Annotated in this window: 21 protein-coding genes; 12 read left to right on the top strand and 9 right to left on the bottom strand. The window is 72.4% G+C overall.

Annotated elements, in window-relative coordinates:
- Positions 1-104 precede the first annotated feature (104 nt).
- Positions 105-1,358, top strand: a complete 1,254-nt coding sequence (locus B0I32_RS13150) for a DMT family transporter (RefSeq protein WP_106238439.1) — start codon at positions 105-107, stop codon at positions 1,356-1,358.
- Between the two features lie 275 nt (positions 1,359-1,633).
- Positions 1,634-3,265: a tetratricopeptide repeat protein gene (locus tag B0I32_RS13145; protein ID WP_106238437.1), complete on the top strand. Its 1,632-nt coding sequence runs from the start codon at positions 1,634-1,636 to the stop codon at positions 3,263-3,265.
- A gap of 321 nt (positions 3,266-3,586) precedes the next feature.
- Here the strand turns inward: B0I32_RS13145 and B0I32_RS13140 are convergent, their stop codons facing one another.
- Complete coding sequence (locus B0I32_RS13140; protein ID WP_146178143.1) at positions 3,587-4,039, bottom strand: hypothetical protein; 453 nt, start codon at positions 4,037-4,039, stop codon at positions 3,587-3,589.
- A 426-nt stretch (positions 4,040-4,465) separates the two neighbouring features.
- Between B0I32_RS13140 and B0I32_RS13135 the strand changes: the two genes are divergently transcribed.
- Positions 4,466-5,611 (top strand): pyridoxal phosphate-dependent aminotransferase, encoded by a 1,146-nt coding sequence (locus B0I32_RS13135; RefSeq protein ID WP_106238433.1) that lies wholly within the window; start codon positions 4,466-4,468, stop codon positions 5,609-5,611.
- Positions 5,612-5,714: 103 nt separating this feature from the next.
- Here B0I32_RS13135 and B0I32_RS13130 read toward each other — a convergent pair whose 3' ends face one another.
- Entirely contained in the window at positions 5,715-6,650 is a 936-nt protein-coding gene (locus B0I32_RS13130) for a zinc-binding dehydrogenase (RefSeq protein ID WP_106238430.1), read from the bottom strand.
- A 79-nt stretch (positions 6,651-6,729) separates the two neighbouring features.
- On the opposite strand from B0I32_RS13130, the gene B0I32_RS13125 reads away from it, so the two are divergent.
- Positions 6,730-7,356 carry a TetR/AcrR family transcriptional regulator gene (locus B0I32_RS13125; protein ID WP_181307340.1) on the top strand — a complete coding sequence of 209 codons (627 nt, stop codon included), beginning with the start codon at positions 6,730-6,732 and terminating at the stop codon, positions 7,354-7,356.
- Positions 7,357-7,371: 15 nt separating this feature from the next.
- Positions 7,372-8,148, top strand: a complete 777-nt coding sequence (locus B0I32_RS13120) for a hypothetical protein (protein WP_106238427.1) — start codon at positions 7,372-7,374, stop codon at positions 8,146-8,148.
- A 63-nt stretch (positions 8,149-8,211) separates the two neighbouring features.
- On the opposite strand, the gene B0I32_RS13115 is transcribed toward B0I32_RS13120, so the two are convergent.
- Entirely contained in the window at positions 8,212-8,676 is a 465-nt protein-coding gene (locus B0I32_RS13115; RefSeq protein ID WP_281262592.1) for an NUDIX domain-containing protein, read from the bottom strand.
- A gap of 10 nt (positions 8,677-8,686) precedes the next feature.
- Positions 8,687-9,655 (bottom strand): YbgA family protein, encoded by a 969-nt coding sequence (locus tag B0I32_RS13110; protein ID WP_106238421.1) that lies wholly within the window; start codon positions 9,653-9,655, stop codon positions 8,687-8,689.
- A 149-nt stretch (positions 9,656-9,804) separates the two neighbouring features.
- Here B0I32_RS13110 and B0I32_RS13105 point away from each other — a divergent pair, with 149 nt between their 5' ends.
- Positions 9,805-10,686, top strand: a complete 882-nt coding sequence (locus tag B0I32_RS13105; RefSeq protein WP_106238418.1) for a TIGR03620 family F420-dependent LLM class oxidoreductase — start codon at positions 9,805-9,807, stop codon at positions 10,684-10,686.
- A 54-nt stretch (positions 10,687-10,740) separates the two neighbouring features.
- On the top strand, positions 10,741-11,703 hold the full coding sequence (locus B0I32_RS13100) for an SDR family NAD(P)-dependent oxidoreductase (RefSeq protein ID WP_106238417.1): 963 nt from the start codon (positions 10,741-10,743) through the stop codon (positions 11,701-11,703).
- A 29-nt stretch (positions 11,704-11,732) separates the two neighbouring features.
- On the opposite strand, the gene B0I32_RS13095 is transcribed toward B0I32_RS13100, so the two are convergent.
- Together B0I32_RS13095 and B0I32_RS13090 are read right to left on the bottom strand one after the other, a co-directional pair.
- Positions 11,733-12,368 carry a DUF47 domain-containing protein gene (locus B0I32_RS13095; protein ID WP_245955796.1) on the bottom strand — a complete coding sequence of 212 codons (636 nt, stop codon included), beginning with the start codon at positions 12,366-12,368 and terminating at the stop codon, positions 11,733-11,735.
- Positions 12,369-12,379: 11 nt separating this feature from the next.
- The gene (locus tag B0I32_RS13090; protein WP_245955795.1) at positions 12,380-13,309 is read right to left on the bottom strand and encodes an inorganic phosphate transporter; all 930 of its coding nucleotides are present in this window, start codon (positions 13,307-13,309) and stop codon (positions 12,380-12,382) included.
- A gap of 210 nt (positions 13,310-13,519) precedes the next feature.
- Between B0I32_RS13090 and purU the strand changes: the two genes are divergently transcribed.
- The gene (gene purU, locus B0I32_RS13085; RefSeq protein ID WP_181307339.1) at positions 13,520-14,374 is read left to right on the top strand and encodes a formyltetrahydrofolate deformylase; all 855 of its coding nucleotides are present in this window, start codon (positions 13,520-13,522) and stop codon (positions 14,372-14,374) included.
- A gap of 22 nt (positions 14,375-14,396) precedes the next feature.
- Here the strand turns inward: purU and B0I32_RS13080 are convergent, their stop codons facing one another.
- From B0I32_RS13080 to B0I32_RS13070, 3 genes are read right to left on the bottom strand one after another with little or no spacing between them, the layout of a single operon-like run.
- On the bottom strand, positions 14,397-14,747 hold the full coding sequence (locus B0I32_RS13080) for a VOC family protein (RefSeq protein WP_106238411.1): 351 nt from the start codon (positions 14,745-14,747) through the stop codon (positions 14,397-14,399).
- Between the two features lie 5 nt (positions 14,748-14,752).
- The gene (locus B0I32_RS13075) at positions 14,753-15,568 is read right to left on the bottom strand and encodes a helix-turn-helix domain-containing protein (RefSeq protein WP_146178142.1); all 816 of its coding nucleotides are present in this window, start codon (positions 15,566-15,568) and stop codon (positions 14,753-14,755) included.
- Positions 15,569-15,613: 45 nt separating this feature from the next.
- Positions 15,614-17,671 (bottom strand): prolyl oligopeptidase family serine peptidase, encoded by a 2,058-nt coding sequence (locus tag B0I32_RS13070; protein WP_106238409.1) that lies wholly within the window; start codon positions 17,669-17,671, stop codon positions 15,614-15,616.
- Between the two features lie 282 nt (positions 17,672-17,953).
- Between B0I32_RS13070 and B0I32_RS13065 the strand changes: the two genes are divergently transcribed.
- The 4 genes from B0I32_RS13065 (at position 17,954) to B0I32_RS13050 (ending at position 19,976) form a co-directional block, all read left to right on the top strand.
- A complete protein-coding gene (locus B0I32_RS13065; RefSeq protein WP_106238406.1) occupies positions 17,954-18,463 on the top strand; it encodes an HNH endonuclease in 510 nt (169 codons plus the stop codon).
- Positions 18,464-18,510: 47 nt separating this feature from the next.
- Positions 18,511-19,308 (top strand): GNAT family N-acetyltransferase, encoded by a 798-nt coding sequence (locus tag B0I32_RS13060; RefSeq protein ID WP_181307338.1) that lies wholly within the window; start codon positions 18,511-18,513, stop codon positions 19,306-19,308.
- Between the two features lie 31 nt (positions 19,309-19,339).
- On the top strand, positions 19,340-19,549 hold the full coding sequence (locus tag B0I32_RS13055; RefSeq protein WP_106238401.1) for an FmdB family zinc ribbon protein: 210 nt from the start codon (positions 19,340-19,342) through the stop codon (positions 19,547-19,549).
- Between the two features lie 148 nt (positions 19,550-19,697).
- On the top strand, positions 19,698-19,976 hold the full coding sequence (locus B0I32_RS13050) for a hypothetical protein (RefSeq protein WP_106238398.1): 279 nt from the start codon (positions 19,698-19,700) through the stop codon (positions 19,974-19,976).
- Positions 19,977-20,320 lie beyond the last annotated feature (344 nt).

The raw sequence follows: 20,320 nt of genomic DNA, 5'->3' as shown, positions 1-20,320 counted from the left end.
TGTCCGAGCCTCTGGGTGAGGGTCTTACCACCCAGGTGTAGCTAAGCCTCACCGGCTGCTCCCTGTACATCTACGGCTGCGAATAGTAGTGCCATGCTTTTCTCATGGCAGGCGTACCCGCTCCCCGCCCCCTTCTGGGAGCCGTGCTTCTGTTGTTCGTCAGTGCCGCTTGGGGGTCGGCCTTTCCGCTGATGAAAGATCTCATTCCCCGGTTACCTGTGGAGGATCTGCTCGCCGAGCGTTATCTGATCGCGGCGACGACGCTGTTCCTGTTCCGGCCGAAGAGCCTGCGGGGGCTGTCGCGGGAGACGTGGATCCACGGGATCACGCTCGGGGTGATGTTCGGGGTGGGGCAGGTCGGTCAGGCGCTCGCGCTGGACCACCTGCCGTCGGCGGTGTCGGGGTTCGCCGTCGGCTGCACCGTGATCGTGACGCCGATCCTGTCGCTCGTGCTGTTTCGGGAGCCGGTGCGGCGGCGGATCTGGGCCGGGGTGCTGCTCGCGCTGGCCGGCATGGCCGTCTTCACGCTGCTGCGTGGGGTCGAGGGGCACAAGGTGTCGGTGCTCGCGCTGGGCGTCACGCTCACCGCCGCCGCCCTGTACGCCGGCCACACGCTCATGCTGGCCCGCCTGTCCAGGCGTCCGTCCGGTTTCCCGGCGTACGCGCTGACCGTGATCCAGCTCTTCACCATCGGCGTCTGCACCGGGGGCGCCGCCGTGCGCGACGGGATCTCCGTGCCGGGCAGCCTGCCCGACTGGCTGATCCTGGCGCACCTGTCCGTGGTGGCGTGCGCGCTGGGCTTTCTGGCCCGCTCCTACGCCCAGGCGCACGTGCCCGCGGTGCCGAGTCAGATCCTCATGTCCTCGCAGCCGGTCTGGGTGGCCGTGATCGCGGTGGTCTGGTTCCACGAGGAGATCGGCTGGGGCATGGTGGTGGGCGGCGTGCTGATGGCGGGGGCCTCGCTGCTGGCGCTGCCGGCCAGGACCGGCCGAACGGGAAAGGAGCTCGGCCGCCGTGACCTGCTGAAGGTGGCGGGCCGGGCCGCCAGGGCGCTGGACGGGCGGCGGGCCAGGCGGGAGGATCCGCTGGGGTTGCGGGGCGGCGCGGCCACGTACCTGGCGAAGAGCGCCTGCCGGGACACCGGGTCGTGTCCCTGGCAGACCCGATCGCTCAAGGGAGGCGCGGAGCCGAGCCTGGAGCGGCTGATCGAGCGGGCGACGTTCATCGTCCGGGCGAAGGGGGGACACGGGCCCGGGTGCTGCCAGTCGGTCACACTGCTCGGCCGGTGCCTGTGCGACCTGATGGAGGATTCGGCGCCTCATACCACAGGATTGCGGCGGTGGTTTCGCTCCAAATAGGTTAGATATACCATTCAAAAGGCAAGTGCTTTTTATCCATTAGCCTCCCACTTAATCGGAATAAACCTTGATATTCGGTGGGGTGACCCAATAATGGGTAATTAACCCCAAGTGGAGAGGCACGTCATGAAGCGCATCGTCGTCCGCAAGCCTGGAACCGCGAGGCTGGCAGGGACCTCCAGCGTCATTCACAAGGGGTGATCGAGGAGAGGTCCCACCTCAGGGTTCAGGGCTCACCGCCCGCCCGACCGGGGGCCGCGCGGCTGATCACGCCGATGATCGACGCACACCGGCGGCCGCGCGGCCCCTACACCGTGGCCGCGGCGCTGCTGCGGGCCCTGGTACCCGGCACCTTGCGTCGCTCGCCCGCTCTGGTGGCGGCCCACGACATCGAGATCCTCGCCGCCGCGCCCGAACTGGCCGGACTCGTACGGGCGGAGCGCGGCACGATCGAGGCCGGGCTCACCGAGGACGAACGCATCCTCGTGCCCGCCCCGCGCCGGACGCTGCGGCTGGCCAACGGCCTGGCCGAGTACGTACGCGACGCCGTGCCCCCCGGGTCGGCGCTGGCCGTGTGCAACGGCGAGGCGGCCGACCCGACCGACACCGAACTGGTCGAGGTCATGATGCGGCGCATCCCGCCCGTAACGCTGTCGATCACGGTGTACTCCGGCGGCCCCGACCCCCCGTCCGACACCCGGGACGCCGCCGAGCTGTGGACGCTCGTCGACCGCTGCATGCGGGAGGGCTTCCTGCACGCCGCCGCCGAGCTGGGGGAGCGGGGCATGGCGCGGACCGAGCCGGGCGGCGCCCGCTGGTGGCGCTTCGCCCAGCGCACGGCGACCGCGCTCGGCGGGCTCGGCCGTACCTCCGAGGCGCGGGCGGTCTGGGACCGGGTGCGCCTGAACAGCCAGGATCCGGCCATGCACGCGGCGGCGGCGTACGGGACCGGCATGCTCGACGCCCGCCACCCCGACCCCGCCCGCCGCGACCTGGTCCGGGCCAGGGCCTGGGTCAACCTGGCCGTCGCCATCTCGACCCTGCTGCCCGACCCGGCCGAGCGGGCCTTCAAGCTCGGCTTCGACCGCAACGGCCTGGCCCTGATCGAGCTGCGGCACGGCCGGCTGGACGCCGCGCTGGAGCTGGTGGAGTCGGCCATCGAGCTGGCGGGCGAGCTGGGGGAGCGGCATCCGCTGCACCGGATGGTGCTGCTGGCCAACCGGGCGCAACTGCTGGCCGGGCTCGGGCACACCAAGGAGGCGCTGGAGGACTACGGGGCGGCGATCGCGATCGATCCCGGGTTTCCCGATCACTATCTGGAACGCGGCAACCTGCTGTTCAAGCTCGGACGCCACGACGACGCGCTGGCGGACTTCGAGCGGGCCATCGCGGCCGGGCCGCCGCTGCCCGAGGCGTACTACAACCGGGCGGAGCTGCGTACCGTACGGGGCGACGTCGAAGGAGCGCTGGCCGACCTCGGCCGGGTGATCGAACTCGACCCCGGCAGCGTGGACGCCTACATCAACCGCGCCGGGCTGCTGGCCGGGGCCGGGCTGGACGAGGAGGCCGCCCGCGACGTCGAGGCCGGGCTGGCACTGGCCCCCGACAGCCCTCACCTGCTCACGGTGCTGGGCCAGCTGGAGACGACGGCGGGCCGCCACACGGAGGCACAGACGGCCCTCGACCTCGCCGTGGACACGGCCCCCGACCTGCCGGCGGCCTGGGGGAACCGGGGGGTGCTGCGGTACGCGATGGGCGACCTGGAGGGCTCGGTTGCCGACCTCACCCGAGCCATCGAACTACAACCCCAGGCCGACCTGTACGCCAACCGCGCAGTCGCCCTCCGCGCCCTGGGCCGCACGGCCGAAGCCATCGCCGACGACCGCCACGCAACCCGCCTGGCTTGAGCGAAGCACGACCGGGCCCTGCCCGTCGCGCGGGGTCGTTTCTGGGGCGCGTGCGGGAACAACCCTTCGCTGTCGAAGCGAGCCGGCGACGGCGTTCTCGCAGGTTGTCGTGTACCGGGGGAGGCGGTACCCGTGGTCACTGGCTGGAGTTGGGGGAGGCGATGCTCGCTGCCTCGCAGGCGGCTGCGTGCCAGGGGAGGCGATCTGCGCGGACCCAGGGGTGGTGGCTGGGAGGCGATCTGCGCACCCACGGGCTGTGGCTGGGGAAGGCGATTCGCGCGACCTCACAGCCTCTAGCCGGGGAAGGCGATCCGCGCGATCTCACAGGCCGTAGCGGGCCAGGGAGGCGATCAGCGCGAGCGGCACCAGGGCCGCCAACCCCAGCGCGGCGACCACCTTCCACCGCCGCGCCACCTGCGCCTCCGTTACGAACGCCGCCAGCGCCCCCGCGCCCGCGAACGCCGTCCCTGCCGCGACCGCGTCCACGAGCGGCGACGTCCAGGAGGGCAACGACTCGCCGGCCAGTCGCAGCACCACCAGCACGCCCGCGGCCACCAGCGCCACCCGCCGCCCCGGCCGCACGCCCACCCGCTCCAGCGCCAGGGCGAACCCGGCGAGCAGAGCCAGGCTGATCACCACGACGACGCCCAGGGCCGGCGGCAAGCAGCCCCACTCCTCGCAACCGACCCCGGCCCAAGCCAGCCGCACGGAGGCCCACCACAGCACGCCGAGCGCGGCACACACCGCTGCCGCCCGCCCCATTCGCCCCCTCATGTCGCCCATGCTGCCACCCGCCAGCCCCACCGGACGCCCACCCGACCCCATCCCTCCGCCTTGCCCGCCCCCGGGTCCGTCCGCCTGTCCGACCGCCCTACCGACCGTCCGCGTGCGTCCGCTTGCCCGGCCGATCATCCGCTGGATGTCAAGGGGACGCCCGCCCGCTCCCCGTCGTCAACTTGCCCGCAGACGTCCGCTTGCCCGCCTACCCGACCGCCCGCCCACCCGCGTCCGCCCGCCGCCTGTCCGACCGACTGCCTGCCTGTCCGCCTGCCCGGTCGGCCGCGTTGTCTCGTCTGTCTGCCTCCGGTTCACCTGGGACGCTCGTCGTTTCGACGCGGTGCTTTGGTTTGGGGTGCTTGACAGGTGTTCAGGGGTGGGGGAGCGTTCCGTATACGGAACAGTCTTCACGGAGGTGCTGTCATGCGGTCCAACTCCCGATTCGCGCAGGTTCAGCCGTTCGACATCGACAAGGTCGCCGCCGCGGCCGGGGCCGATCCTGATGTGTTGCGCATGGAGAACCTCGACACCGATGTCCCGCCCCCGCCGGCGGCCGTGGCCGCGACGACCAGGTCTCTCGCGGAGGGGACGGGCAACAGCTGGCTGCCGTTCACCGGGCTGCCGGAGCTGTGTGAGGCGGTGGCGGCGGACCTGCGGCTGCGTACCGGGCTCGACTACGACCCCGTACGCCAGATCGCCGTCACCTCGGGCGGCACCTCGGCGGTCATGCCCGTGCTGCTGGCCACCACCGAGCCCGGCGACCCGGTCGTTCTCACCGACCCCATCTACGCGGGCCTGCTCCAGCGCGTACGCCTGGCCGGCGCCCGCCCCCACCTGGTGCCGCTGCGCGTGGAGGGCGGTCACTGGCGGCTGGACCGTGACGCGCTCGGTGAGGTGCGCTCGGCCGCGGCGCTGCTGCTGATGAGCCCGTCGATGCCGTCCGGCGTGGTCCTCGACGAGGAGGACTGGACGGCGGTGGCGCGGGCCTGCGAGCGCACCGGCGCCTACCTGATCTACGACGCGGCCATGGAGCGCATCGTGTTCGACGGCCACCCGCGGATCAACCCGTGCCGGGTGGAGGGTCTGGGTGAACGCACGATCGTCATCGGGTCGATGTCGAAGGAATATCGCATGATCGGCTGGCGGATCGGCTGGGTGGCGGGCCCCGCCGACATCATGTCCCGGATCATGGTGGCGACCATCTACAACACGACCGTGGCCAGCGGCTTCCACCAGATCGGCGCCGCCGCCGCGCTCAGGGAGCCGTCGGGGGTGGCGGAGGCGGTGGCCGAATACCAGGCCCGGCACGAGACCGTGGTGGCGCAGCTCGCCGACCTGCCGCTGGTCCGGGCGGGCGGCGGCTGGTCGTGCCTGGTGGACGCCGAGGCCATGGGGCTGACGGCGGACGACCTCTCGGCCCGCCTGCTCGAACGCGGACGGGTGGCCGCCACGCCCATGACGGCGTGGGGTGAGCAGGTCGCACGCCGCTACGTGCGCCTGGTCTTCAGCGCCGAGCCCGTCGAACGCCTGTCGGAGCTCCGCGCCCGGTTCGCGGCCGCGCTGGCCTGAGTGTGGGTCGATTGAGTGTCTGGCGGGTTTGTGCGGCCGGTTCGGGGTCCGTGCCGGTCCGGGCGTGAGTCGGTCAAGTGTCTGGCGGGTTTGTGCGCCCGGTTCACGGCCGTGACGGTCTGAGCAGGCTTTTGCCGGTGACCGTGCGGGCCTCGATGGCGGCGTGTGCCTGTGCGGCCGACTCCAGCGGGTACGTGGCCCCGATGGCCGGGCGCAGTTGCCCGGCGGAGGCCAGCTCCAGCGCCTGCCTGGCCAGCTCGCGCAGGTCCGTGGCGGGCCAGGGCACAGCGGTCACCCGGGGGTCGGGGGTGGTCATGGGGCCGCCCGCCATCCCGTACACGCTCAGCCTGCCCCCGTCCTTGAGCAGCCCCTGGGCCGCGGCGCCGATCTCGCCGCCGACCCCGTCGAAGACCACGTCCAGGCCGCCCGTGGCCTCGCGGACGATCCGGGTCCAGCCCGGGCCGGTGTAGTCCACGGTCAGTTCTGCGCCGAGGGACGCGGCCAGTTCGCGCTTGGCAGCGCTGCCCGCCGCTCCGGCCACCCGTGCCCCCGCCCGGCGGGCGAGTTGCACGAGCAGGCTGCCGACGCCACCGCCGGCCGCCTCGACCAGCACCCACTCGCCCGGTGCCGGCGCGGCGGCGCTCGCCAGCCCCAGCGCGGTACGCCCGTCCGCGAGCAGAGCCACCGCGACCTCGGGCGACAGGTCCCCGGGGATGGGGATGAGGTCGCCGGCGTCGGCCACGGCCAGCTCCGCGTAGCCGCCGAGGCCGCCCAGCGTGCTGACCACGCGCGTGCCCACGATCGAGGGGTCCACGCCGTCACCCGTCGCGCGTACCGTACCGGCGACGCCGTTGCCGAGCACGGCGGGCAGTTCGACGCGGCGCGGCCCCCGGTCGGCGCGCAGCTGGGTCTCGACGAACGTGATGCCCGCCACCTCCACCTCCACCAGCACCTGCCCGGAGCCGGGCACGGGATCCGGCACCTCCTCCACCACCAGCGTCTCCGGCCCGCCGTACCGCCTCAGGACCACCGCGCGCATGCCGTACCTCATCTCTTATCGGAGCGAATCACTCCGATAAGCTTAACGGAGCGCTGCGCTCCGCAATATCCTGTACGTCATGAGCACACGCGGCAGGCAGGCCGAGGCCGCACGCAACGACCTGGCCCTGCTGCGAGCGGCCCACGAGGTGTTCACCACGCAGGGCTTCGACGCCCCCGTGTCGGCCATCGCCAAGGAGGCGGGCGTCGGCATGGGCAGCCTCTACCGCCGCTACCGCACCAAGGAGGAGCTGCTCCAGCGCCTGTGCCTGATCGCCATGGAACGCAGCCTGGAGAGCGCCGAGGCGGGGCTGGCCCACGCCGACCCGTGGGAGGGGCTGGCGCTCTTCGTCCGCGCCGGTGTGGCCGACCGGTCGGGCGCGCTGGCGCCGGTCGCCGGCACCATCGAGGTCACCGACGAGATGTGGCGCGTCGCCCGCAGGGCCGGCGAGGTCGCCGCCCGGCTCGTGGCCAGGGCGCACGAGGCGGGCGTGCTCAGGAACGACGTGACCCGGCTCGACATCGCGCTGCTGATCGAGCAGTTCAGCCGTCCGGCCCCCGGGCCGCCCGCTCCCGAGCACGACCAGGTCAAACAACGCCTGCTCGCCGTCGCACTCGATGGCCTGCGCGCGCCGGGCGCGACCGGCCTGCCGGGCGAACCGCCGAGCCCCGAGTGGTACGAACGGCGCTGGGGGCAGGCCCCGTAGGGCTACGGTGGGTGCGTGGGCTACAACGATCTGTTCCGGGACCTCGACCACAGCGCCAGCGTTCAGGCCGCGGGCATCAGACGCGGCTACGGCGGGCCGCCCGCCCGCACCGTCAACGCCAGGTCGGGCCTGACCCGGCTGCGCTGCGCCTCGCTGCTCAAACCGCTCTACGCCTGGATGAGCGCCGCCCACATGCCCGACGCCGAACAGTGGCGCCGGCACGCCGAGCCCGCCGTCGTCTACTCCTCCAACGCCGACACGCTCAACCTGTGGCTCTCCGTCGGCCCCCGCGTCATCCTCGACGACCTGCGCGAACGCACCGGCGTGGCCTGGACGCCGCCGAACGGCGACCCGTCCAGGTTCGGCTCCGTCGAGGTCGCGGCCGAGGAGGTGGCCACCGCCTACGCGGTGCTCGCCCAGGCCGCCGCGGCGGGTGATCCGGTGGCCGGGACCGTGCTCGGCTGGATGGGCGACGTGGTCGACGCGCAGACGTTCGGCGCCCGCGACGCGCTGCGCTCGCCCAAGGCCGCGGTGAAATGCGGCTGGTACGGCTCCCCCGAGGAGACCTGCCTGCGCACCCACGCCGTGGCCGTCCTGCCGTGCGGCGGGACCAGGGTCACCGTGGTCGTCGCGATGACCGCGCTGCCGTACGTGGACGCGCACGCGCGCGAGGTCTACCGCGACCGGATCGGCCAGGGGCTGCCGGTGGAGGAGGAGCACGAGAAGGTGTCGGGGGCGCTGCTGCGCGACCTGATGGCCACGACGCTGGAAGAGCTGGGCCACAAGAGCTGACGGAACCGGGCGTCCAACGGCCGACGCGTGTCCAGGGGCCGGCGCGCGGCCGGGGTCGAGCGGTCAGGAAGGCTCTCCCACGAGCTCCGCCACGACCGCCGCCAGCTCCGGCGGCTGCACGTCCCCGGGCAGTTCCTCGGCCCAGACATGGCCGCGGAAGGCGCCCCGCTCCTCCTCGGTCAGCCGCCCCGGCCGCACCTCGGGCCGGGCCTCGGCGAACCTGGCCAGGTAGAACGGCTCGCGCTTGACGTAACGCACGCCCAGCCAGCGGAAGTCCCGCCCGACCTCGACGCACCGATCGGCCACCACGGCCGCGCCCGGCAGCCCGGTCTCCTCCTCCAGCTCCCGCCTGGCGGCCTCCAGCGGGGTCTCTCCCGCCTCGACCCCGCCGCCCGGCGGCTCCCAGACGTCCACCCGGTCCACGGGGTCGTACCAGTGCATCAGCAGCACCCTGCCGTCGCGGTCCAGGCACACGACGCGGGCGGCGAGCCGGTCGTTCAGGGCATTCGGGTCGTTCAGGGAATCCACGGGGTGAACGTTATCCGCGGGCGGGGACGTGGTTACGCAGGCGCAGGTCATCGGGGTAGGGGGAGAAGTACGTCTGGTCGCGTACGTACGCCGCCGCCTCCCCCCGCGCGTGATGCCGCAGCAGCGTCGTGGGCACGCTCAGCGGCACCAGACCCGCCTGGTAGGAGTCGATCACCTCGACCAGATCGGCCCGCCGGACCGGGTCGAGCGCGAGCATGCCGAGACAGTGCTGCAGCACGTTGACGTTCCTGCCCGGCGTGGCCTTGGTGGCGAGCGCGCGCTGGAACACCTCGGCGTAACGGGCGGCCACCTCCTCGCGCTCCATCGACCCCGCCCGCGCGACCACGCGGCCCGCCTCCCGGTAGAGCTGGGGATCGTGCGCGAGCACCTGCATCTTGTGCCGGGCGTGGAAGGCGACCAGGTCGCGCGGCCGCCAGTCGCCGTCGAGCAGCGTACGCAGCCGGGCATGCGCGAAGACGCGCTCGACGAAGCTCTCCCGCAGCAGCGCGTCGTGCAGGCGGCCCTCGTCCTCGACCGGGAGCAGCGGGTGACGTTCCATGACGATCCCCGCGAACAGCCCCCGGTTGCGCCGGCCGAGCGGCGGCCCTTCCTCGGGGTAGAGGGGCACGCCGTGGATGCCGCAGGTGGGGCTCTTGGACTTGAACACGTATCCGTCGACGTCCAGCTCGGCCGCCCACCGCTCGGCCAGCGCCGTCATGCGGTCGGTCAGGTCCTCGTGCGTCCCCCGCGTCACCAGCCTCGGGCCTTCGCCCGACTGCTCCTGGCGCAGGGTCTCGCGCGGCGTGCCGAGACCGGCCTCCATCTCGGGGCAGACGGGGACCCAGTCGACGTAGGGGGCCAGGACGTCGGTCAGGAAGCGGTCGCGGCTGTGCCCGCCGTTGTACCTGACCAGCTCACCCACCAGGCAGGACGACACGCCCACCCGGGGACGCTCGCTCGCTCCTGACGTGCTGCTCACCTCTCCTTACTGCCCCGAAGCGGGGCAGCGGGCGACCAAGTTCGGGAAGATCACTCCAATTCTTGCCCCCGCCGGGGACGCGGCCGGGGCTCCTGGGTACGGTCCCTTAGCGATCACGTACGCGGACAGCACAGGCGAAGGGGGCGGCCGTGGAGATCGGGCGCGTCGGAGTGTGGCATCCCATGGTCGGGCAGGCGCCCGCGGCGGAGGGGCGGCGGGCGGCGGCCGAGATCGAGCGGCTGGGCTACGGCTCGATCTGGGTCAACGAGGGCTACGCCGGCAAGGAGCCGTTCGCGAGCGCCGCCGTGCTGCTGGCGGCCACCGAGCGCGTCACCGTCGGCACCGGCATCGCCAACCTGTGGGCCAGGGACGCCATGGCCATGGCGGGCGGCGCGGTGACGCTGGCCGACGCCTTCCCCGGCCGTTTCCTGCTGGGCGTCGGCGTCAGCCACGGCCCCCTGGTCGCCCGCCGCGGCCACGACTACGGCAAGCCGCTGACCGCGATGCGCGACTACCTGGACGCCATGGACGAGGCCGAGCGCATGCTGCCCAAGAGCGACTGCCCCCGGCTCCTGGCCGCGCTGCGGCCGCGGATGCTGGAGCTGTCGAGAGAGCGGGCGGACGGCGCCCACACCTACTTCGTGCCGCCCGAGCACACCGCGCAGGCTCGCGGGATCCTCGGCACCGACCGGCTGCTCATCCCGGAGCAGGCGATCGTCCTGGAGAGCGATCCGGCCCGCGCCCGCGCCACCGCCCGCGCCCACATGGCCACCTACCTGCAGCTGCCGAACTACGTCAACAACCTGCGCACGCTCGGCTTCACCGACGACGACCTCGCTGACGGGGGCGACGACCGCGTGGTGGACGCCATCGTGGCCTGGGGCGGGACGGAGGCCGTCGTCGAACGCGTACGTGCCCACCTCGACGCGGGCGCCGACCACGTCCTGCTCCAGCCGCTCTCGCCGGAGGGCCCCGACCTCGCCGACGCCGTCGCCCAGCTCACCCGCCTGGCCCCCGAACTCGGCCTGTGATCGCCCGGAGCCGGCATTTGACCTGGAGTGCGCTCCAATTCGTACCGTGCAGGCATGACCACACCACAGCACAAGATCGGGTCCGGGTTCGGCGCCAGGAGCACCGCTGAGGAGGTCCTGCGCGGGATCGACCTGTCCGGGAAGCTGGCGATCGTCACCGGCGGCTACTCCGGCATCGGCCTGGAGACCACGCGCGCGCTGGCCGGCGCCGGCGCCCGTGTCGTCGTGCCCGCCCGCCGCCCCGAGGCCGCCAGGGAGGCGATCGGCGACCTCGACGGGGTCGAGGTGGACGAGCTGGACCTCGGTGACCTCGCGAGCGTACGCGGCTTCGCCGAACGCTTCCTCGCCACCGGCCGCGACGCCGACGTCGTCATCTGCAACGCGGCCGTCATGGCCTGCCCCGAGACGCGCGTCGGCCCCGGCTGGGAGGCGCAGTTCGCCACCAACCACCTCGGCCACTACACGCTGGTCAACCTCCTCTGGCCGGCCATCGCCCGGGGCCGGGGCCGGGTGGTGGCCGTCTCGTCCGGCGGCCACCGCCGCTCCGGCATCCGCTGGGACGACGTGATGTCCGAGCGGAGCTACGACAAGTGGCAGGCGTACGGGCAGGCCAAGACCGCGAACGTGCTGTTCGCCGTGCACCTCGACGGGCTCGCCCAGGCCGCCGGCGTCCGCGCGTTCGCCGTGCACCCGGGTGGCATCCTCACCCCGCTCCAGCGGCACCTGCCCAAGGAGGAGATGATGGCGCTGGGCTGGATCGACGAGGAGGGCAACGCGCTGCTGGCCAGTCTCAAGACTCCCGGGCAGGGCGCGGCCACCCAGGTCTGGGCGGCGACGTCACCGCAGCTGGACGGCATGGGCGGCGTCTACTGCGAGGACTGCGACATCGCCGAGCCGACCACCGAGCCGGACGCCCCGTCAGGCGTGCGCCCCTACGCGACCGACCCTGCGGAGGCCGCCCGCCTGTGGGCGCTGTCGGCGGACCTCACGGGCGTCGACGCGTTCGCGTCCCGCTGAACCTTCCCGTCCGTCAGTGCTCGGGGGCGTCAGCGCTTCATCGCGCCGTCGGCGATGGCGTCCGCCGCGTCGCCGATGGCCACGCCGACGATCTCCAGGCGGCGGACGAGCTCCCGCTCCTTCATCGCCTCGGGCGTGATCTCCCCGGAGAAGATCCGCGAGATCTCGTACTGGTACATCCGCCGGATCGCGCCGCCCGCCTTCTTCGCCTCCAGCGCGTCCTGGGCCACCACGGACGGGCGGGAGGCGAGGTCGCGCACGGCGTTCTCCAGCGCGTCGATGCCCACGATGACCTGGTCGAGCAGCGGGGTGAAGCGCATCTGGTCGGGCACCCGGTAGAGGTGCGACTCGCGGACGAAGTCGCGCAGCGAGTCGAGCACGTCGTCGATCGAGCGGGAGAGCCGGAACAGGTCCTCCCGGTCGATGGGCGTGACGAGGGCGGTCTTGAGCTCGTCGATCAGGCGGCCCCGCTCCTCGTCGCCGAGATGCTCGATCGTGCGCATCTGCTCGTGCGCGCCCGTCCTGCCCACCTCGCCACCGATCATGGCCATGGCCAGCCAGGCGCCTTCCTTGGTCGCTTCGAGCTGGCCGAGCAGCGCCTCCGTGAGCGCACTGTCCATGCGACCGGTCATCAGGTCCTTGATCCGCCGCAGCCGCTTCACCACCGGGGCCCCTTTCACGAGAGTCTCACGCTAGCGAATCCCTTGACCAGCAGGGCCAGGCCCCAGCCCAGCAGCCCGCTGGCCGGGAGCGTCAGCAGCCAGGCCATGACGATCTTGACGGTGGCGTACCAGCGGACCCGGCCGCCGCCCTGGGAGACGCCCGCGCCGATGAGGGCGCCGGCGATGGCCTGGGTCATGCTCACCGGCATGCTCGCGGCGGCGCAGCCGATCACCGCCGCGCCCGCGGCCAGCTCGGCCGCGACCCCGTGCGGCGGACGGGAGACGATGATCTCGCGGCCCAGCGTGCGGCCCGCCCTGGGCAGGCCGTAGAGGGTGCCGAGCCCGAACAGCACGGCCACCAGAACCGTGTACGCGGCCGGCGCGCCGGTGAACCCGACCGCGATCATGAACACGGCCAGCATCTTCTGCCCGTCGTTGGCGGCGTACGCGACGGTCTGCAGGAGGAACCCGACCCAGTGCCAGCGCCACAGCCGGCGCGCCGTCGTCGTCTTGACCAGCAGCCGGATGATCATCCAGGCCAGCAGCCCGCCCACGAACGGCGCCGCCACGCCGAACGCGAGCACCAGCGACACCGAACCGGGCGAGACCGGCAGCCCCCACCCCAGCCCGGCGCCGGTGAGACCGCCCACGACGGCCAGGGTGAGACTGGTCGGGCGGCCCTTCGCGCTGAGCACCGTCACCACGCCGAGCGACGAGACCACCGCGATCGTCATCGCGATCCGCCCGCCCGGCGCGTCGAACGAGGCCAGCCGCGTCACGAACGTCAGCGCCACCTGGTGCGTGAAGAGCGGGACGACGGCCACCAGCGTGACCAGAGTGAGAATGCCGGTGGCCGGGCGCACGGTGGGCAGCTTGAGCCCCGTCACGAGGAGCGCACCACCGTCGTTGACCCCGGAGACGACGGCGAACAGACCGGCGACCACCACAAGTATGACCGCGTCCAAAGGCCCCCCGAATACGTTCCGACACCGCGTTATAGCTAATAAGTACCCTAGACCTGCTCAATGATGGACAACAGAAGGAGGAGGACTCGCTTACCCCCTGCTCCCGGTACGCTCGACCGTGCCCGCAGACCCGTACTCTGCCCAGCAGCCGCATGGCGCCGCCACGTCCGAGCCCGCGAGAGTGAAGACATGATCAGCCCCGCCGAATACATCCTCACGCTGTCCTGCCCCGACCGGCCCGGTGTGGTCGCCGCCGTCTCCGGCCTGCTCGCCGGGCACGGCTGCAACATCATCGAGAGCCAGCAGTTCGGCGACCGGGTCGCGCAGCGCTTCTTCATGCGGGTGCAGTTCGCGGCGCCGCTGGGCGAGGACGACCTCAACGCCGCCTTCGCCGCCCTCGCGCCCGACTTCGCCATGGAGTTCAAGCTGCGCGACGTGGCCAGGAAGCCGCGCGTGCTGATCATGGTGAGCAGGTTCGACCACTGCCTGAACGACCTGCTCTACCGCGTCCGGTCGAAGGCGCTCGACATCGAGATCGTCGCCGTCGTCTCCAACCATCCCGACCTGCGCCCGCTCACCCAGTCCAACGGGATCGACTACCACCACCTGCCGGTCACCCCCGAGACCAAGCCGAAGCAGGAGGCCGAGGTCCTCGCGCTGGTGGAGCACTATCAGGTCGACCTCGTGGTGCTGGCCCGCTACATGCAGGTGCTCTCGGAGGACCTCTGCGCGAAGCTGGCCGGCCGGGCGATCAACATCCACCACTCGTTCCTGCCGTCGTTCAAGGGCGCCAAGCCCTACCACCAGGCGCACAGCCGCGGCGTCAAGCTGATCGGCGCGACGGCCCACTACGTGACCGCCGACCTGGACGAGGGGCCGATCATCGAGCAGGAGGTGGCCAGGGTCAACCACAGCCACTCCCCGCAGGACCTGGTGGCGATGGGGCGCGATGTGGAGTGCGTGGCGCTGGCCAGGGCGGTCAGGTGGCACGCCGAGCAGCGAGTGCTGCTCGACGGGCACAAGACCATCATCTTCCCGCGCTAGGAGCCTGCTGCAGGTAGACGGGTCAGGGGCGGTAGGTGCCGAAGAACCAGGGGTTGCCCTCGGCGTCGGCGCAGCCGTACTCGCGCGACCCGTACGGCTGATCGACCAGCGCCATGGTGATCGAGGCCCCCGCCGCCTTCGCCCGGTCGTGGTGGGCGTCCACGTCGTCCACGGCCACGTAGATCCCGGGGCCGCCCGGCCGGCCCTGCCCGATCATGATGATGTCGTCGCCCACGAGCAGCTCGGCGTGGTTGACGACGCCCGCGTCGTCCTTCGAGGTCTCGCGTACGCCGAAGCCGAACGCGCCGGTCAGGAAGTCGATCGCGGCCTGGCAGTCCTGGTAGCGGGCGAGTGCGTAAACGGTTCGTGTCATGAGGCTCACGATGCCCGGATCCCGGCTCCGGGTCTTGGACGAATCTGACCGGGCGTCGTGTCGCCCAGCGTCCTGAACTCGCGGTTCATGTGCGCCTGGTCGTAGAAGCCGCAGTCGGCCGCCACCTCGGCCGGAGCCGTTCCCGAGCGCAGCCGCCGTACCGCCCGGCCGAACCTGATCACCCGGGCCGCCGTCTTCGGCGGCAGCCCGACCTGGTCCTGGAAGCGGGCCACGAGATGACGATGGCTCCAGCCCAGCGACTCGGCCAAGGACGACACCCCGAGCCGCCCGCCCGACTCCAGCAGCCGCGCCCACGCCCACGGCAGCTCGGGCCCCAGGGCCGGGCCCGCCGCGATCCGCTCGCACAGCAGCCGGTCGGCCAGCGCCAGCCGCGCGTGCCACGACGGCGTCCCGGCCAGCCGCTCCACCAGCAGCTCCGCCCACGGCCCGAGCAGGTCGCCGACGGGGACCACCTGGTTACGCAGCTGCCGCATCGGCAGCCCGTACAGCCGGCGGGCCCCGAACGGCGTCAGGAAGACCTCCACGCCCTCCGTCGGGCCCGCCGTGCGCGTGACCGTGAAACGGTCGCCCAGCCCGCCGCCGAACGCCGTCACCCGCCGCCCGCCGGCCTCCATCGCATTGCCGAAGGCGAGGATCAGCACGGCTCCGGGCATCGCCATCTCCGACCGGGTCACCGGTGCGGCGTAGTGTTCGCGATAGGCGCACAGCCTGGTCACGTACGGCCGCAACGCGGCACTGGGCACGGCCTCGACCATGGCGAGCCCCGGCGACTCCATGCCCTCCAGGCTACCGACCAGCACGCCCGCCGTCACAGCACGGCGGGCGCGCACGTCAGCGGGCCGGTGTCACAGGCCGGTGTGCCGGGCGAGGAAGGTCAGCGTGTCGGCGGACAGGTCGACGCTCCTGCTCACCGAGCGCGCCCCGTGCCCGACCTCGGCCTCGTTGCGCAGCAGCACGGGCCGGTCGGACGTCGAGGCGTGCTGCAGCGCCGCGCACGTCTTCCACGCGTGCAGCGGATGCACCCGCGTGTCGGACTGGAAGACGGTGAACAGCGTCGCCGGATAGGCCACCGACTCGCGTACGTGGTGGTACGGCGAGTAGCCCAGGAGCCAGCCGAACTGCTCGGGATCATCGGCCGAGCCGTACTCGACGTTCCAGGTGGCGCCGAGCCCGAACTTCTCGTAGCGGATCATGTCGAGCAGCGGCGCGGAGCAGACCACGGCCGCGTACAGCTCGGGCCGCTGCGTCAGCGCGGCGCCCACCAGCAGGCCGCCGTTGGAGCCACCGGAGATGCCGAGCTGCTCGGGCGTGGTGACGCCCGTGGCGATGAGGTGCTCGGCCGCCGCGTGGAAGTCGTCGAACACGTTCTGCTTGTTGGCCAGCATGCCGGCGCGGTGCCACTCCTCGCCCTCCTCGCCGCCGCCGCGCAGGTTGGCGATGGCGTAGACGCCGCCGGCCTCCACCCAGGTCAGGATCGAGGCCGAGTAGCCGGGGGACATGGACAGGCCGAAGCCGCCGTAGCCGTACAGAATGGTCGGCCGCGGGCCCTCGGCCGCATCGGCCGGGGAGATGACCAGCATGCGGACCTCGGTGCCGTCCTTCGAGCGGTAGACCACCTGCTCGGTGCGGACGTCGGGCACCTCGACCGCGCCGGGGGAGGCCGCCCAGAGCGTGGTCTCGCCCGTCCTGGCGTCGTAACGCTGGATGGTCGGCGGCGTGGTGTTGTCGGTGTAGCCGAACCACGCCTCGTGACCGCCCTCGGGACGCTCGGAGATGCCGCCGATCGTGCCGAGCCCCGGCGTGGGCACCTCGCCGAGGCGCTCGCCGGTCGCCAGGTCGTGCACGCTGATCTCGCTGATGGCGTGGCGGGTCCAGCCCACCAGCATCACCGGGCGCTCCAGGTCGTCGAGGATCGCGAAGTCGGACAGCACCGCCTCGGGGTCCTCGGGGATCAGGTCGCGCCAGTGGTCGAAGCCGGGCGCCGCCGGGTCGCTGACGCACACCCGGCCCCTGCTCGCCTCGCGGTCGGTGTGGACGTAGAGCCTGCCGTCGCGGCCGAAGACCAGCCCCGTCTGCGCGTCCACGCCCTCCTGCACGACCCGCAGCGCGGGCCGGTCGATCGGCGACTCGGTCAGGTCGGCCACCCACAGGTCGTTGCGCGGCGCGGTGCCCTCGTGGGCGGAAACCTGCAGCCAGCGGCCGTCGCGCGAGACCGAGACGCCGTAGTAGTTGGTCATCTTCAGGCCCTGGCCGAAGATCATCACGTCGTCCTCGGTGGAGGTGCCGACGCGGTGCAGGTAGACCCGGCGGTGGAACTGCGACTCGTTCTCCGGCACCTCGGTGCTCGGCAGCCGGCGCACGTAGTAGAACGCCTCACCGCCCGGCAGCCAGGCGATGGGGGAGTAGCGGCACCGGTCGATCGGGCCCTCGACGCGCGCGCCGGTGGCCACGTCGATCACGTAGAGCACCGACTCCTCGTCGCCGCCCACCGAGATCTGGTACGCCAGCAGCCTGCCCTCCTTGTCGGGCTGCACCGCGTCGAGCGTGGTGAGCCCGGAGGCGTCGATCGCCATCGGGTCGACGAGCGCCCGCTCGGTCCCGTCGGGCTCGGCCACGTAGTAGACGGCGTGCTCCTGGTCGGGGGTGCGGCGCGAGAAGAAGTGACGCCCGCCACGCCAGGCCGGAACGCCGACCGAGCCGGACCTGAGCAGCTCGGCGATGCGGCTCTTGAACCGCTGCGGCCCGCGCTCCTTCGCGAACAGGTCCGCCTGCCCGAGCAGCCAGCCCTTCGTCTCCGGGCTGTCCGGATCCTCCAACCACCGATAAGGGTCGGGAACAGGCGTTTCGTGCAGGATGTCGACGACGTCGTCGCGGCGCGCGGTCGGGTACGGCTCTCGGGTCATGTCTCGAACCCTACTGCCAACGGGCATGCGTAAAGCGCTGGTAGAGCGGGCATAAAACGTATCGTGAGTCCCTCTGGTCATTCCTGCAGGAGGATTTTTTGGGGTGGCGGGGACCACGGTGCAAACGCCAGACTTGGTGACAGGACGGTGCCGTGGTGACCATCCGCTGGACCGTCCGGCGGAGGTCCACGTGACGGAAGCACTAGTGCCCCAGGAGGGGCCGACAGTCGGGACATGCCGCGGCATGTCCCCTTTGATACGCGCGCAGCAGGGAGAGGCCCGATGACGCGCCAAGTCCTGCTGCTCAATGCCACCTACGAGCCACTGACCACCCTCTCGCTGCACCGCGCCGTCGTGCTCGTGCTGCGGGAGAAGGCCGACGTCGTCCACCGTGACGGCAGGGGCGCGGTGCTGCGCTCCGCGAGCCGCACGCTCGACGTGCCGTCGGTGATCAGACTTCGCAGATATGTCCGCATTCCCTACCGGTCCCGCATCCCGCTGACCAGGGCCGCCCTCATGCGGCGCGACGACTACCGCTGCGCCTACTGCGGGCAGCGGGCCGAGACCATCGACCATGTGATCCCCCGGTCCAGGGGCGGCACCCACACCTGGGAAAACTGCGTCGCCTCCTGCACCACCTGCAACCACCGTAAGGCTGACAAATACCTTGAGGAGCTGGGGTGGACGCTGCGCGTCAGCCCCGCGGTGCCCAGAGGCGCCCACTGGCGGCTCATCGGCGCCTCGCTCATCGGCGACCCGCAATGGGCGCCCTACCTTGAGGCCGCCGCCTGAGCCGACCGCATTGAGCCGGAGTGCCACCGCCTGACACCATGCCAGGCATGTGGACCTTCACCTCAGACGTCGAGGAGTACGCCGCGGTCGCCGAGCCGTTCCTGCTCGGCGACCCGGTGCGCAACACCGTGCCGCTGACCATCCTGGCCAACCTGCGGGCCGGCATGCCGGCGAAGGACCTGCTGTTCGGCTGGTGGACGGTGGACGGTGAGGTTCGCGGGGCGGTCTTCCACACGCCGCCGCATCCCGTCGGGCTCTTCGGGGTGCCCGTAGAAGCGGTCGAGGCGTTCGTACGGGCGCGTCCCGGCGGCCTGCCCGCGCTGGTGGGCCCGCTCGACGTGACCGCCGAGGTCACCCGGCTGCTCGGGCCGCCCGCGAGGACGGTCTCCGAACGCCTCTACCGGCTCGGCACGCTCACCGTCCCCGACGTGCCCGGCCGGGGCAGGCTCGCCGTGCCGGCCGACTTCCCGCTGCTGGTGAGCTGGTACCAGGCGTTCGGCGAGGAGGTCGCCATGGGCGAGGGCGACGTCGTCGAACGGGTCGCGCGGCGGCTGGCCGGGCGCGAGCTGTTCGTCTGGGAGTCCGGCGAGGCGCCCGTCTCGCTCGCCGCGCTCTCCCCGGCGGCGGGGGGCGTCTGCCGCATCGGCCCGGTCTACACGCCGCCGTCCCGCCGCCGGCGCGGCTACGGCGGCGCCGTCACCGCCTTCGCCAGCCAGACCGGCCTGGCGGAGCGCTGCGAGCAGGTGGTGCTCTTCACCGACCTGGACAACCCCACCAGCAACGCCGTCTACCAGGCGATCGGCTACGAACCCGTGGCCGACTACGCCCACCTCACCTACCACTGACCGGCCGGGCTGATCGGGCTAGGCTTGTGCCATGCCGCGTTACGACTTCCGCTGCCGCGCCTGCGGCTCCACGTTCGAGGTGTCCCGCCCCATGTCCGCCTCCGACGACCCCGCGACCTGCCCCGAAGGGCACGGCGACACCGTCAAACTCCTGTCCACGGTCGCCATGACCGGCGGCGCCGCGGCCCCGAAGGGCGGTGGCGGCGGCGGTTGTTGCGGCGGCGGCTGCTGCGCCTCCTGACCCGTGGGCGGCCTCCCGTCGCACCGGCCGTGACGACGGGCTGACGGCGCCGGCGGTCAGGCGCCGGCCGTCCAGGCCGGCCGATCCGGCAGGCCGAGGAAGCCTCCCGCGTGCGCGGTCAGGCGCCGGCCACCGGTCGAGGACGGTCGTGTCGCCCGGCCGGGTCAGTGCGTCCACCGTCAGCTGGGCCAGCCGCTCGACGGTGGTGACGCCCGTCTCCAGGTCGGGGCTGCGCTCTGACAGTACGGCGAGCAGCAGCTCGTGCCCGCGTACCTGGAGCCGCCCCACGCTGTTGACCGTCCACAGCCCGTCGTGGGCGTCGGCGGGCAGCCAGCCGTTCTTGAGCGCCGCCTCACCCTCGGGGGCGGCGGCGCTGACCCCCCACGCCTGCGCCGGCTCCACCGACGACATGAGCTCCATGACGTAGTGCCGGCTGCGGGCGGTCAGCGGCCCCTCGGGGTCGGTGAGCTGCTCCAGCACCCTGACCTGGTCCGACGGCCGGCTGTGGGTGATCCCCCAGGAGGTGCCGGCGCCGGGCCGGGTGTGCAGGGCGCCGACCTGACGCAGCATCCGGTTCAGCCCTTCCCGGCCGCCGATGGTCAGGTAGAGGTCGTGCGCGCAGTCGTTGTCACTGTGCCGGATCATCCGCGAGGCCAGCTCCCGCTCGTGACCGCTCAGCCGCTCGCCGTCCTTGCCCAGCAGGAGCGCCAGCAGGATGTCCACCTTGGCCACGCTGGCCAGCAGGAACGGGACCCGCTCGCGGAAGGCGTA

It is taken from the genome of Nonomuraea fuscirosea, from assembly GCF_003001935.1.
GTDB lineage: Bacteria > Actinomycetota > Actinomycetes > Streptosporangiales > Streptosporangiaceae > Nonomuraea > Nonomuraea fuscirosea.
This window is presented reverse-complemented; position numbering and strand designations above follow the sequence as displayed.

Bases quoted from the DNA above. Each gene is read 5' to 3' on its own strand.
- B0I32_RS13060 (WP_181307338.1), top strand. From the start codon at position 18,511: ATGTGGACCTTCACCTCAGACGTCGAGGAGTACGCCGCGGTCGCCGAG.
- B0I32_RS13150 (WP_106238439.1), top strand. From the start codon at position 105: ATGGCAGGCGTACCCGCTCCCCGCCCCCTTCTGGGAGCCGTGCTTCTG.
- B0I32_RS13065 (WP_106238406.1), top strand. From the start codon at position 17,954: ATGACGCGCCAAGTCCTGCTGCTCAATGCCACCTACGAGCCACTGACC.
- B0I32_RS13055 (WP_106238401.1), top strand. From the start codon at position 19,340: ATGCCGCGTTACGACTTCCGCTGCCGCGCCTGCGGCTCCACGTTCGAG.
- B0I32_RS13070 (WP_106238409.1), bottom strand. From the start codon at position 17,671: ATGACCCGAGAGCCGTACCCGACCGCGCGCCGCGACGACGTCGTCGAC.
- B0I32_RS13125 (WP_181307340.1), top strand. From the start codon at position 6,730: ATGAGCACACGCGGCAGGCAGGCCGAGGCCGCACGCAACGACCTGGCC.
- B0I32_RS13145 (WP_106238437.1), top strand. From the start codon at position 1,634: ATGATCGACGCACACCGGCGGCCGCGCGGCCCCTACACCGTGGCCGCG.
- B0I32_RS13135 (WP_106238433.1), top strand. From the start codon at position 4,466: ATGCGGTCCAACTCCCGATTCGCGCAGGTTCAGCCGTTCGACATCGAC.
- purU (WP_181307339.1), top strand. From the start codon at position 13,520: ATGATCAGCCCCGCCGAATACATCCTCACGCTGTCCTGCCCCGACCGG.
- B0I32_RS13100 (WP_106238417.1), top strand. From the start codon at position 10,741: ATGACCACACCACAGCACAAGATCGGGTCCGGGTTCGGCGCCAGGAGC.
- B0I32_RS13130 (WP_106238430.1), bottom strand. From the start codon at position 6,650: ATGCGCGCGGTGGTCCTGAGGCGGTACGGCGGGCCGGAGACGCTGGTG.
- B0I32_RS13140 (WP_146178143.1), bottom strand. From the start codon at position 4,039: ATGAGGGGGCGAATGGGGCGGGCGGCAGCGGTGTGTGCCGCGCTCGGC.
- B0I32_RS13080 (WP_106238411.1), bottom strand. From the start codon at position 14,747: ATGACACGAACCGTTTACGCACTCGCCCGCTACCAGGACTGCCAGGCC.